The sequence below is a fragment of the Litoribrevibacter euphylliae genome, from assembly GCF_042646085.1.
Classification (GTDB): domain Bacteria; phylum Pseudomonadota; class Gammaproteobacteria; order Pseudomonadales; family Litoribrevibacteraceae; genus Litoribrevibacter; species Litoribrevibacter euphylliae.
Map to the genome: position 1 here is coordinate 763397 of NZ_JBHRSZ010000002.1, position 13416 is coordinate 776812.

A 13416-nucleotide genomic window follows, 5' to 3' on the forward strand; every position below is an offset into this window, starting at 1 on the left:
CCGTGTTTTCTACACGGCGAACGCGGAAGCCGACTGGTTAATATCATTAACTACTTCACTGAGCCGTTGAGTGGCTACTGACGATTGTTCGCTGTGTTCTCTCAGGGTTTTGGAAGATTCAAAAATGTCGTGAATGTAGCAGTTCAATTCATTGGCCGCTGCGGTTTGTTCTTCCACACTGGTAGCAATTTGAATGTTCATCATGCTGATCTCGGCTACTTTTTGCGTCATTTCTCGCATCATCTGAATAGCATGATCCGCTTGATGTTGACCCTTTTCGCCTTTCTCGTTAGACAGCTCGACCGATTCCACCACGCTCGATATCACAGTCTTAAACTGATTTAAGGTATTACGAACCTCTTCGGTTGCGGAATGTGTACGTGCCGATAAGGTACGCACCTCATCAGCCACAACAGCAAAACCTCGACCATGATCGCCGGCACGAGCCGCTTCAATGGCGGCATTCAGTGCCAACATATTAGTTTGATCGGCAATGTCCTGAATGGAGTCCAATAAGGTTTCAATGTTGCAACTGGTTTCTTCCAGCTTTCCGATGGCCTTGACTGAGTTCTTAACTTCCTCTTGCAGAACTCGGATGGCATCCTGTGCCAAACCACTGATCTCAGTCGTTTCATTGAGCTTTTCATTGACGTTAGAGACAAAGTTCGCCGTGCCCTGAGCGTTCTTAGACACTTCTTGAATAGCGCAGGACATTTCTTCCATCGCCGTTGCCGATTGCTCGACTTTCCGATGCTGCTCTTCAGTGGACTGATTCACTTGTTCGGTCATCACCGACATTTCAGATGCGACATCAGTTATGTTATTGGCCGACGTTTTAATCTCAGAAATGGCAACACCCAACTTCTGATTTAAGCCATTGAAGGCTTCCTCAAGAATATCCAGTTCGTTATTTTTACTTTGAATACGATGTGTTAAAGCATCATCGTTAAGGAGCTCCAACACATAACGAATCAGCTTATTCAGCGAAGAGGCTATGCCTTGTGAAATCACCAAAACAAACAATACAGTGACCGCTGCCATAGAAAATAACGCAGTATAAAACAGCCACGTCACCGTTTCTGTCTTCTCATAAATCGTAACTTTGAGTTCAGTATTGAGTTGGCCCAGAAGCTCTTCCAAAGTATGAGCCGACGTTCTGAGTATGCCATGAAGGCCTTCGCTCGGCTCCAACCCGATTTTGACTTCGGCATCGTAGAGTTTGAGAAACTTCTGTTGATAGTCATCCAGTTTCGGGATGATTTGCCCTAGTAATTCATTCGGTATGCGAGACTTCATGGTTGTGATTGTCTGAGAAAATTTGTCGATGTACTTGCTGTCACGACGCAACATAAAATCTTTTTCATGACGACGTAGCATCAGCATGTCCGCCATCAATATCGGTTGATCGTTAATAACCTCTTCTACACCATGAATAGAGGCGCGCAGAGCTCCGTACAAGCCGCTTTTATGATCCAGCCCTATGGTCGTTTGATACTTTGCCAAACCACTAAAGGCATCGGAGTATGCGCTCAAATTCACTTCAAGCTGCTCGACCATCGGATTACTTGAGCCAAACGATGTGTTCAAACCTTGTTTAAACGACTCTTCAGTGACCATCAGTTGTTGGTATTGGTTTTCAAACTCCGCAACGTATTTTTCATCTTTCCTTGCTAAGAAATCTTTCTCAGCACGGCGCAGTTGAAGCGTCTTTTGAGATAACGCCTCTAACTGAACCGACAACTCATGTAAGTGATGCATAGACTCATTCGAATAATGGCTCAGCCCACCCGTGATCGAAAAGCCCAAGGCCACAATCAGTAATATGATCATGTGACGCTGACGTATTGAAAGTTGATTTCCTATCCACATAGCTTCACCTTTTTTCGTTCCCAACATCTTCCGCTGTGGGAGTTCATCGTATGATCACTAAAGTATTGGTAAAAAAACTGTAATATTCACAGGAGAGAAGACGAAATCAGAGTGGGACATTAACGATTACATTTATAAGAAACCAACCATACGATCAGTTTTTGTTTGAGATAAACAGATGCCTTTTGTCTGAATTATCTTTTACCGGCGAATTCGGAGATAAGATTAATAGAAGATTCAAATGCAAAGGCGATGTATGAAGAGACAGTTTCTGACACTGATCCTATTCTTTATTACAATGACTTCTAGCGCCTATGAGCTTCATGTTGTAACGGAGGACTTCGCGCCCTACAGTTATAAAGAAAATGGCCATATAACGGGCATATCAGTCGAGATCGTTCAAGCCCTGTTAAAAGACCTCGACGTACAGGCAGAAATTCGAATTTATCCATTCAAGCGAGCCATGGAGCTTGCTAAAACCCAAAAAAATACGCTGATTTTTTCTATTATCAGGACTGATGACAGAGAACATTTGTTTAAGTGGGTGGGTCAATTAGCCCCGATCACGACGGGTCTGTTTCGACTCAAAAAGCGGCATGATATTGAGATTCATCGCATCCAAGACATTGCCCAATATCAAGTGAGTGACGTTCAAGGATCGGCCGTTTGGGAGCACTTGAAGCATTATGGTATTGATGTCTTTGAAATCCCTTCTACCGCTCAAAACATCCAAATGCTGAAATTAGGGCGAGTGGATTTAACCAGTACCGTTGAATTGAATTTCTATCACATCGTCCGGCAACTGCGATATTCACCGGAAAGTTTCGAAATGACCTATGTGTTTGAGGAACTATCCAATCACTTGTGGTTAGCCTTCAATAAAGACACCGACGATGACATCGTGAATGATTTTCGACGCGCTCTTGGGAATTTTAAAACGTCGCTCATGTTTAAAGCCCTGCACAAGAAATACAACCCTAATCTAAAGAACTGATTTAGGATTGTGTCTCGTATTCAATCGCCGTCACAAACCACACAGATTCACCTTCCGGTGTTCTAACTACGACTTCATCGTCTACTTCTTTTTTCAGCAGTGCTCGAGCCATAGGGGAGTCAATGGAAATATAATCTTTGATCCCAAAGAAAATCTCGTCATAGCCAACGATACGAATTCGCTTTTCTTCACCGTCTTCATTTTCGACTTCGACCCAGGCCCCGAAGAATACTTTGCCCTCTTGCTGAGGAGAGTAATCCACCACCTTGATTTGCTCGATGCGCTTGGACAAATAGCGCACGCGACGATCAATTTCACGAAGTTTACGCTTATTTTCCTTGTAGTCAGCATTTTCGGAACGATCACCGAGACTCGCTGCCCAGGCAACCTTCTCGGTGATGATAGGACGTTCAACTCGCCACAGATGATCAAGCTCTTCTTTGAGTTTAAGATAACCTTCGCGCGTAATAATGGCTGTTTTCATAAACGGGATCGACTTCAAAAAGAGAAGAATAGTAATCTATTCAATCCCGTCTAAAAAGCTACTTCAAATATTCAGCATGGAATCGTAAGTGATCATCAATAAAGCTTTGAATGAAGAAATAACTGTGGTCATAACCTGGCTGCATCCGCAAGGTCAATGACGGATCAACCTGTTTAGCGGCTTGTTCAAGTGCTTGAGGCTTGAGTTGTTCTTCCAGAAAACCATCACTGTCGCCTTGATCCACCAGGATAGGAAGCGTGCACCCTCTGGTTGTTAATAACTCACAGCTGTCATAGTCTTTCCACAATTCCTGATCCGAACCTAAATACCGACTGAAGGCTTTTTGTCCCCAAGGGCAATTCGTTGGATTAGTGATTGGACTGAAGGCACTGATGGCACGGTACTGCTCCGGGTTCTTAATACCAATGGTTAATGCCCCATGACCGCCCATGCTATGGCCGGAAATGGACTTTACTGTAGACACCGGAAAGTGGGCTTCCACCAGCTCAGGCAACTCCTGAACTATGTAGTCATACATTTGATAATGCTTAGACCAAGGTTCCTGAGTGGCGTTGAGATAAAATCCGGCCCCTAGGCCAAAATCATAGGCTCCGTCAGGATCATCAGGTACACCCTCTCCGCGCGGGCTAGTATCCGGGGCAACAATGGCAATGCCTAATTCTTCAGCCACACGGAACGCCCCTGCTTTCTGCATGAAGTTTTCATCCGTGCAGGTTAAGCCAGACAACCAATAAAACACAGGCACCGGATTATCCGTTGATGCACTCGAAGGAATAAACACAGCGAACTTCATGTCACATTGCAACACCTTTGATGGGTGGGTGTACTGCTTATGAAAGCCACCGAAGACCTTGGCCTGGCTGACCATTTCTATATCTATGCTCATAATCCTAGCTCCATAAAGATGACCGAAAGAGGATTCGGCCATCTCATTTAACGGTCGTCCTATTTATGATTGAAGTGAATAACGCTACGAATGCTCTCGCCTTTATGCATTAAGTCAAACGCATTATTAATCTCTTCTAAAGGCATGGTGTGAGTAATAAACTCTTGTAAACCAAACTCTCCCGCCAGGTACTTTTCAACAATCTCAGGCAACTCTGAACGACCTTTCACACCACCAAATGCCGAGCCTCGCCATACACGCCCGGTCACTAGCTGGAATGGTCGAGTTGAGATTTCCTGGCCCGCACCAGCAACACCGATGATGACTGATTCACCCCAGCCTTTATGACAACATTCCAGAGCTTGGCGCATCACATTCACATTACCAATACATTCGAAAGAGTAATCGACACCACCGTCGGTCATTTCAACAATGACTTCCTGAATAGGCTTATCAAAGTTATTTGGATTAATGCAATCAGTAGCACCAAGCTGCTTCGCCAACTCGAACTTACTCTCGTTGATATCGATACCGATAATGCGGCTCGCACCAGCCATACGGGCACCAATAATAGCGGATAAACCAATGCCACCCAGCCCGAAGATAGCGACAGTATCACCTTGCTGGACTTTAGCGGTATTCAGCACCGCGCCCATGCCAGTGGTCACACCACACCCTAAGAGACATACCTCTTCCAACGGTGCCGTTTTATTTACCTTGGCCAAAGAAATCTCTGGTAACACGGTGTATTCAGAAAAGGTAGAACACCCCATGTAATGATAGATAGGTTCGCCGTCCTTATAGAAACGTGTGGTGCCATCCGGCATCAAGCCTTTGCCCTGAGTTTCTCGAACGGCTTGGCACAAGTTGGTTTTACCTGATGTGCAAAACTTACATTCGCCACATTCTGCGGTGTACAGTGGAATAACATGATCACCAACCTCAACACCGGTAACACCTTCGCCCACCATTTCAACAATACCACCGCCTTCATGCCCTAAAATGGCAGGAAAGATTCCCTCAGGATCATCGCCCGATAGAGTAAAGGCATCGGTATGACATACGCCGGATGCTATGACTTTGACGAGAACTTCACCCGCTCTTGGCAACATTACATCGACTTCTTCCACTTTCAGAGGTTGATTTGGCCCCCAGGCAACGGCAGCTTTGGCTTTAATAAATTGATCAGTCACTGTTATTTCCTTCTATAAAAAAAGATTTGCTGGTAAGCCTCTGAGCTAAAGCGAACTTATTCAGAGATTCCCTAGCATCTAAATTAATTTTCATACGCTCAGTATATTTATTTCCAAAGCAGTAATAATTAGCAATAATTGAAAATCTTTATTACATATACGAAACAATATGATTTGTTGGGATGGAATCAGTGAGTTTGTTGCCGTCGTTGAGCAGAATGGATTTACATCAGCAGCACAACGATTAAATACCTCACCTGCACAAGTAAGCCGGAAAGTGGCTGCGCTTGAACAGCGCTTGGCAGTTAAGCTGCTCAATCGCACCACTCGTAAAGTTTCTCTGACCGAAGCTGGTCAACTCTACTATCAACAATGCAAAGAGTTAGTCAGTGGATTAGAGTACGCCGATTTAATGGTCAGCCAGATGCAGACCAAACCGATGGGCTTAATCAAAATTACCGCACCAGTGACGTACGGCGAACGAATCATCGCGCCGCTACTAAATGATTTCTTGGTAACGTATCCAGACTTGGAAGTGGAATTAATCTTATCTAACCAAACCTTGGATTTGATTGATCAAGGTATCAACCTGGCAATTCGCCTCGGTCAATTAAAGGATTCCAGCTTTATCGCCAAACGGCTTGCGAACCGAAAGCTGTATGTCTGTGCCACTCCAGAGTATCTCAGTAGACACGGAACACCTCATACCTTGTCAGAGCTAAACCGCCATCATTGTTTGATTGGTAGCCGTGAACAATGGCGATTCAAAGAAACCAATAAAACTAGGAATCTCAGTGTTCAAGGTCGGATTAAATACAACAGTGGCCCTGCACTACTGGATGCCGCACTTAAACACTTAGGATTGGTTCAACTACCCGACTTCTACGTTGATGCCTATTTAGAGTCTGGTACCTTAATCGAGGTCTTACACCCGTTTCAAGATAACTCCGAAGCGGTATGGGCTATGTATCCTGAGCGACAGTTTTTATCTCCAAAAATACAGCTTTTGCTTGGCTATCTGTCTGACCGCCTGGGATAACCTATAGAAAATCTTCTCGTTGAACGAGTTCTCTTTGGATTCAATTAATGCGAAGGCGGGGCTTTTACTACCGGCTGACAATGCCCTTTAAAAGAGTAGACAATCTGACGCCGCAATTGAGGTGGATAGGCTTTTTGAATGAGGTATGTGAATACATGCTCTTTGGTCATATAAAAAATGCCAAAAAACCCTTCTTTTGGTTCGCACCGAAATTCACTCTGGCAACGGGCAAAGATCGGTTCTTGGTCGTTGTTTTCCCAGAGCTGCCAATGACCAGATTCGTTGGTTAACGTCAAAGATAAGGAAGAGACATCATATAGATTTGCAGTGATGGCCCCTGCGCCCGTATGTTCCAACCCCGCACCAGCCTCTGGTTTACAATGAAACGTATGAATTGGATTGTTCGCATACACAAGATTTGGCTGACTCAGCACGCACAACAACACACTAAACAGCCCACCACGCATGACCAACCACAAATAGGAATAATTCATTCAACAACCTTACAACTCATGATGCCTATTACGGCATCATGGAGGTTTTTGTTTTCCCTACCGAGCAAATTCCTTACTGCTATTAAGTCTAGCAGCTTAAAACTGTGCGAATCACCAACGGCTAATGCATCTCAGAATGATTCAGATGCTGGCTTTTCGCCTGACAACTGCCTTCCTTACACATACGCTGTTCAATCATCTTGTAATGCTGATCGGCATGATCTTTTACAATTCGGCTCACATGTTTCCTCAACCAACTTAATCCAGGATCATGTTCTTGCCGCTTATGCCAACACAAAGATAACTGGGGTGCGACCACTTCAATCGGTGGATTTACCACCGCCAATTCTTCATTAAAGATGGCACTTTCGATAGTGGTTGAAGGCATCACAGCGATTAAATTACTTTCTTTGAGCAGTGGGGTCACCGCTGAAAAATGGTTCACCGACATCGCAATACGACGCGTTAAATCGTATTGAGCCAGCGCCTGATCGGTAATACCGGTTGTATCACCTGACAGAGACACCAATAGGTGATCTGCAGCAGCAAACTCTTCCAGTGATAAATCGGCTTTTGCCAGAGGATGATCCGGTCTCATCACACAGACATAACAAGGCGTATAAAGGTAATCTGTTTGGATCACCGAATCGCCAATCACATTCGCTCCGATCAACATATCCACATCTGCATTATGCAACAGTTCATCTGTTTTAATACTGTAAGGCACGGCATGGATATTAATACCAGGCGCTTCTTCTTCGATCACTTTACGAAGCCTTGGCCAAATCACACTCACCAGAGCATCAACAGCAGAGAATCGGAAGGTCCGTTTTGCAGACGCGGGATCAAAACTGCCTTGATCCATTGCCTTTTCGAGATTATGTAAAGGCCCGCGAATCTGGGACCACAGATTCTGTGCATATACGGTCGGCCGAATATTTCGACCATCTTTAACAAACACGTCATCTTTCCAAACAGTTCGCATCCTAGACAATGCATTCGACACGGCTGGCTGAGTAAGAGCCAATCGGTCTGCCGCCCTAGTTATTGACCCTTCGGTCATGATTGCATCAAAAATCACAAGCAAATTCAGATCTTGATAGCGCATTTTCTTGATCTCGTTATACAACAGCTGTCTCACTTATTCCTGACCAAATACTTCACTTTCTATCCAATGAAAATAAAACATCAATTTTTATGATAATACTCATAAATAAATATAATTATATTTATGTTTTGACGGATTGCATAATGCCTCTCATAGAAAAATATGATCTGGGGGGATCGACAATGTCACTTCAACGTACTCTGAAGTTATTTACTGCCATTGCAAGCATTGCTGTATTAAGCGCTTGCAGCCAAGGGCAAGCTGAATCAGAAGGAGCTCAGCAAGCCCAACAACCACCGGCACCTAGTGTGACCGTTGCAAAAGTCTTACATGAGCGTCTAACTGAGTGGGATGAATTTACCGGCCGCTTAGAAGCACCTGAAAGCGTTGAGCTTCGCCCTCGTGTTTCCGGTTATATCGAGCGCGTTGCCTTTGAAGAAGGCGCGATTGTTCAAGCCGGTGACCCGTTGTTTTATATCGACAGCCGTTCTTTCAACACGGAAGTAAAGCGTTTAAAAGCGGAATTGACCGAAGCTCAAAGCCAGTTGAAATTGGCGGACATCGCTTATAACCGAACCAAACGCCTAACGTCTCAAAACGCACTATCGAAAGAAGATTACGACAATCGTTTTGCAGAACTGCAACAGGCTCGCGCTCACGTTCAATCGGTGGAAGCTGCTTTAGAATTAGCTCAGCTAAACCTAAGTTACACACAAGTAGAAGCACCGATTACCGGTCGTGTGTCTCGTGCAGATGTGACTAAAGGCAACTACGTTGCGGCGGGCCAGACGATTCTGACTACTTTGGTGTCTACCGAGAAAGTGTACGCGTACTTCGACGCCGATGAGAACACCTACTTGAAGTACACTAAGTTGGCTCAAGAAGGGACTCGTGCAGACGACCGTGAAGCTCAAAACCCTGTATTCATGGCGCTTTCCAATGAAAGTGAATACCCACATCAAGGCTTCATCGACTTTGTGGATAACCGCATTAATCCGGCGACAGGCACCATCCGTGGCCGCGCTGTGTTTGAAAACAGCCAAGGCACCTTCACACCCGGTTTGTTTGCTCGTTTACAGCTGATTGGTAGTGCTAGCTACCAGGGTATTCTAATTGATGACAAAGCCATCGGTACGGACCTAAACAACAAGTTTGTATTGGTATTAGATCAAAGCAACACAGTGCAATATCGCCCTGTAACACTAGGTGAAAAAGTGAATGGCTTGCGCATCATTGCTGATGGTCTAAACCCAGGCGAGCGCATTGTCATTAAAGGGCTTCAGCGTGTTCGCCCAGGAACCCCTGTAAATCCTCAAGAAGCCGAGATGGCTACGCCTGAGCAATTAGCAACGTTGCAACGAGTTCAAGCAAAAGTAGATCGTGTATTACTTGCTAACGAAACAAAGAAAAGTTCAGAGCAATTGCTAACAGCGCGTGTTCAATCATCACTGAATGACCAAAAAGCAACAAACGAAGGTCATCTGTAGCCGTAAAAGGTCGCCCAGAAACTTAAGTGATCTATAACTTAAAGATGAACGCTTAATGCCATAGGAACAGTGAGCGGACAACCTAAATTCCTCTAGCTTGGAAAGGGTTGTCTGGCTCCCTGCCTTTCCTGACCAAAATCAGTATCTGTATTTCGATTTTCTAAGAGAAGAGCGCATGAACTTTTCCCAGTTTTTTATTAACCGCCCTATCTTTGCGGGCGTACTCTCCTTGATGATTTTCATCGCCGGAGCCCTCGCAGTGTGGAAACTGCCAATTACCGAGTACCCGGAAGTTGCACCGCCTACGGTTGTAGTAACCGCTAACTATCCTGGTGCGAACCCTAAAGTCATTGCCGATACCGTAGCCTCGCCATTGGAACAAGAAATCAATGGTGTGGAAGGTATGATCTATATGTCATCGCAAGCCACTTCGGATGGCCGCATGACTTTAACCTTAACCTTTGCCATTGGTACGGATGTAGACAAAGCACAAACGCTGGTTCAAAACCGTGTGGATCGTGCCCTACCCCGTCTACCTCAAGAAGTGCAACGTCTTGGGGTTGTGACCCAGAAGTCATCGCCTGATTTAACCATGGTGGTTCACATCACCTCACCCGACAACCGCTATGACATGCTCTACTTGTCGAACTACGCCCATCTAAAAGTAAAAGATGAGCTGGCTCGTATCGAAGGTGTGGGTGACGTTCGTTTGTTTGGTGCCGGTGAATACAGCATGCGTATCTGGTTAGATCCGGAAAAAGTAGCCGCACTGAATCTAAACCCTGGCGACATTGTGAACGCCATTCGTGAACAGAACCAACAAGCCGCAGCAGGTTCATTAGGTGCTCAACCTTCCGGAACTAACGACTTCCAGCTTCTGATTAATGTAAAAGGCCGTTTAACCTCGGAAGAAGAATTTGGTGAGATCATCATCAAAGTCGGTAACAACGGTGAAATTGCACGTTTGAAAGACGTTGCCCGAATCGAGCTGGGCTCAGACTTTTATGCGCTACGTTCTTTGTTAAATAACCAACCTGCAGTAGCGATTCCGATCTTCCAAGCGCCGGGTTCCAATGCCATCCAGATTTCAGACGACGTTCGTGCAACGATGGCGGAACTTAAGAAAGTCTTCCCGGAAGGCGTAGATTACTCCATCGTTTATGACCCAACCGTCTTCGTGCGTGGTTCCATCGAAGCCGTTGTGAATACATTATTCGAAGCCATCTTACTGGTTGTACTGGTTGTGGTGCTGTTCCTGCAAACCTGGCGCGCGTCTATCATTCCATTGGTTGCAGTTCCTATCTCCTTGGTGGGTACGTTCGCGATCATGCACTTATTAGGCTTCAGCTTTAACGCACTTTCGTTATTCGGTTTGGTACTGGCTATCGGTATTGTCGTGGACGATGCCATCGTGGTGGTTGAAAACGTTGAACGTAATATCAGCGAAGGCTTGTCGCCTATCGAAGCGACTAAGAAAGCCATGACAGAAGTAACTGGCCCGATTATCGCGACCACCTTAGTACTGATGGCAGTATTTATTCCTACGGCCTTCATGTCCGGTTTGACGGGCCAGTTCTATAAACAGTTTGCTCTGACCATTACCATTTCAACCATCATTTCCGCGATCAACTCATTAACATTGAGCCCTGCGTTATCGGCGCTGCTGTTGAAAGATGAGCATGCGAAGAAAGATTGGTTGAGCCGTACTATCGACTTCTTATTTGCTAAGTGGTTGTTCGGTCCGTTCAACAAGCTCTTTAATTGGGGCGCTAAAGGGTACACGGCGGGCATCGGTAAACTGATCCGTATGAGTGGCATCGTTGTACTGCTGTACGGTGGATTGATGGGCTTAACCTACCATCAGTTCAGTACCACACCGACCGGTTACGTGCCAGGGCAAGACAAGATGTATCTGGTGTCTTTCGCGCAGCTTCCAGACGCAGCCTCACTGGAGCGCACCGAAGATGTGATTCGTCAAATGTCTGAAATGGCGTTGAATCATCCAGGTGTTGAGTCTGCAGTTGCCTTCCCGGGTCTGAACATTAACGGATTCACCAACAGCCCGAACAGCGGCATCGTGTTTGTGACTCTGAAAGACTTCGATGAACGTACTACACCTGATTTATCAGCCTTCGCCATTGCCGGTCAATTGAACGGGCAGTTCGCCTCTATTCAAGAAGCCTTTATTGCGATCTTCCCGCCACCACCGGTATCCGGTTTGGGAACAATTGGCGGCTTCCGTCTGCAAATCGAAGACCGTGGTAATCTGGGTTATGAGGAGCTATACCGAGTCACTCAAGAAGTAATCATGAAAGCTTGGGCGGCTCCGGAATTAACCGGTAACTTCAGTAGCTTCCAGGTTAACGTGCCGCAATTGGAAGTGGACTTGGATCGAACCAAAGCCAAGAGCCAAGGTGTTCAGGTTGATGATGTATTTACCACCATGCAGGCTTACTTGGGCTCTATTTATGTGAATGACTTCAACCAGTTTGGCCGTACTTATCAGGTGAACGTTCAAGCGGATGAGAGCTTCCGTCAAGAGCCGGATCAAATCAGTCAATTGAAAGTTCGTAACCAGAACGGCGATATGATTCCACTGGGGTCGTTCCTGAACGTCACGCACGGTGCCGGGCCGGATCGAGTGATGCACTACAACGGCTTTACCACGGCAGAAGTCAATGGTGCGCCAGCGCCGGGCTACAGTTCAGGCCAAGCACAAGCCGCCATTGAACGTATTCTTGAAGAAACCTTGCCTATCGGTATGGAGTACGAGTGGACCGATCTAACCTATCAGCAAATTCTTGCTGGCAACACTGCTTTGCTGGTGTTCCCACTGGTTGTGATCCTGGTCTTCCTGGTGTTGGCGGCTCAGTATGAGAGTGTCAGCTTACCATTAGCGATTATCCTCATCGTGCCAATGACACTGCTGTCAGCGATGACGGGGGTAATTGTCTACGGCGGCGATAACAACATCTTTACTCAGATTGGCTTCATTGTACTCGTCGGGCTCGCCACCAAGAACGCCATTTTGATCGTGGAGTTTGCGAAAGAGTTGCAAGACCAAGGGATGACGGTAATGCAAGCCATCAAAGAAGCGGGTCGCTTACGTCTGCGTCCGATCCTGATGACTTCCATCGCGTTCATTATGGGTGTGGTACCTATGGTGTTCTCAACCGGTGCTGGTGCAGAGATGCGTCAAGCCATGGGTGTAGCGGTGTTCTCCGGAATGATCGGGGTGACTGTGTTTGGTTTGGTCTTAACACCGGTGTTCTACTATTTATTACGTCGCAACAGTGACCAGAAGACAAACGGTGATGGCACAAGCACGCCACCAGCGCAGGCCACGTCCAATGGCCAGATAAAAAATGAGGCTACCGCCTAATCTCTGGATACCGTGACAGGTTCACGTTGAACCTGTCATGAGTATTTATTGAAACACTTTTTTAAACACGAGTTTTAACCCTAGTTGAAGCCCCAGCCAATTCCCGATCCCTACCCCCAGGCTGGGTGCTTCACTTTCTTTTTATAAAAAATCAGCGTTTTAAAGAGTCGAGACAACTCTTCATAAAGCCCTGAACATCAATCTTTTTAAGCCCTTCGTTCAAGATACCCGCCAGTTTTTCACCTCAGCCCCTTTCTTGAAGCAAACATACAGCTGTTTATCCTCAAAAAGATTCGCATTGAACTGAATCTTGCCCGTCTGTGCTTTCAATTTAGGATCAGACGCCAATAAGCAGCTCATTACGTTGTTACCAACCAATGCATCCCTTACGAGGAAAAGACCTCAATATCAAAGAGTTAGCGCACTGACGATAATCGTCTATAGTAGTTTTAGGAAAAA

Annotated in this window: 10 protein-coding genes; 4 read left to right on the forward strand and 6 right to left on the reverse strand. The window is 45.8% G+C overall.

The genetic code is table 11. The annotated features are described in order from the left end of the window. Nucleotides 1–9 precede the first annotated feature (9 nt). Entirely contained in the window at nucleotides 10–1869 is a 1860-nt protein-coding gene (locus tag ACFOEK_RS05060) for a methyl-accepting chemotaxis protein (protein WP_386717105.1), read from the reverse strand. A gap of 256 nt (nucleotides 1870–2125) precedes the next feature. Here ACFOEK_RS05060 and ACFOEK_RS05065 point away from each other — a divergent pair, with 256 nt between their 5' ends. Then, complete coding sequence (locus ACFOEK_RS05065; RefSeq protein ID WP_386717108.1) at nucleotides 2126–2863, forward strand: substrate-binding periplasmic protein; 738 nt, start codon at nucleotides 2126–2128, stop codon at nucleotides 2861–2863. Between the two features lies 1 nt (nucleotide 2864). On the opposite strand, the gene greB is transcribed toward ACFOEK_RS05065, so the two are convergent. The 3 genes from greB to ACFOEK_RS05080 are packed head-to-tail and all read right to left on the reverse strand — an operon-like array spanning nucleotide 2865 to nucleotide 5432. After that, nucleotides 2865–3347 carry a transcription elongation factor GreB gene (greB, locus tag ACFOEK_RS05070; RefSeq protein WP_386717111.1) on the reverse strand — a complete coding sequence of 161 codons (483 nt, stop codon included), beginning with the start codon at nucleotides 3345–3347 and terminating at the stop codon, nucleotides 2865–2867. A 58-nt stretch (nucleotides 3348–3405) separates the two neighbouring features. Then, complete coding sequence (gene fghA, locus ACFOEK_RS05075; protein WP_386717114.1) at nucleotides 3406–4254, reverse strand: S-formylglutathione hydrolase; 849 nt, start codon at nucleotides 4252–4254, stop codon at nucleotides 3406–3408. Nucleotides 4255–4313: 59 nt separating this feature from the next. Then, the gene (locus tag ACFOEK_RS05080; RefSeq protein WP_386718552.1) at nucleotides 4314–5432 is read right to left on the reverse strand and encodes an S-(hydroxymethyl)glutathione dehydrogenase/class III alcohol dehydrogenase; all 1119 of its coding nucleotides are present in this window, start codon (nucleotides 5430–5432) and stop codon (nucleotides 4314–4316) included. 184 nt (nucleotides 5433–5616) lie between these two features. On the opposite strand from ACFOEK_RS05080, the gene ACFOEK_RS05085 reads away from it, so the two are divergent. Then, nucleotides 5617–6486 (forward strand): LysR family transcriptional regulator, encoded by an 870-nt coding sequence (locus tag ACFOEK_RS05085; protein ID WP_386717117.1) that lies wholly within the window; start codon nucleotides 5617–5619, stop codon nucleotides 6484–6486. A gap of 44 nt (nucleotides 6487–6530) precedes the next feature. Here ACFOEK_RS05085 and ACFOEK_RS05090 read toward each other — a convergent pair whose 3' ends face one another. Both ACFOEK_RS05090 and ACFOEK_RS05095 read right to left on the reverse strand, forming a co-directional pair. Beyond that, nucleotides 6531–6980 (reverse strand): hypothetical protein, encoded by a 450-nt coding sequence (locus tag ACFOEK_RS05090; protein WP_386717120.1) that lies wholly within the window; start codon nucleotides 6978–6980, stop codon nucleotides 6531–6533. Between the two features lie 121 nt (nucleotides 6981–7101). Further along, nucleotides 7102–8121, reverse strand: a complete 1020-nt coding sequence (locus tag ACFOEK_RS05095) for a LysR family transcriptional regulator (protein WP_386717123.1) — start codon at nucleotides 8119–8121, stop codon at nucleotides 7102–7104. A gap of 149 nt (nucleotides 8122–8270) precedes the next feature. Here ACFOEK_RS05095 and ACFOEK_RS05100 point away from each other — a divergent pair, with 149 nt between their 5' ends. Then, complete coding sequence (locus tag ACFOEK_RS05100; RefSeq protein WP_386717126.1) at nucleotides 8271–9575, forward strand: efflux RND transporter periplasmic adaptor subunit; 1305 nt, start codon at nucleotides 8271–8273, stop codon at nucleotides 9573–9575. A 175-nt stretch (nucleotides 9576–9750) separates the two neighbouring features. Then, nucleotides 9751–12957 carry an efflux RND transporter permease subunit gene (locus ACFOEK_RS05105; protein ID WP_386717129.1) on the forward strand — a complete coding sequence of 1069 codons (3207 nt, stop codon included), beginning with the start codon at nucleotides 9751–9753 and terminating at the stop codon, nucleotides 12955–12957. The last annotated feature ends 459 nt before the right edge of the window (nucleotides 12958–13416 follow it).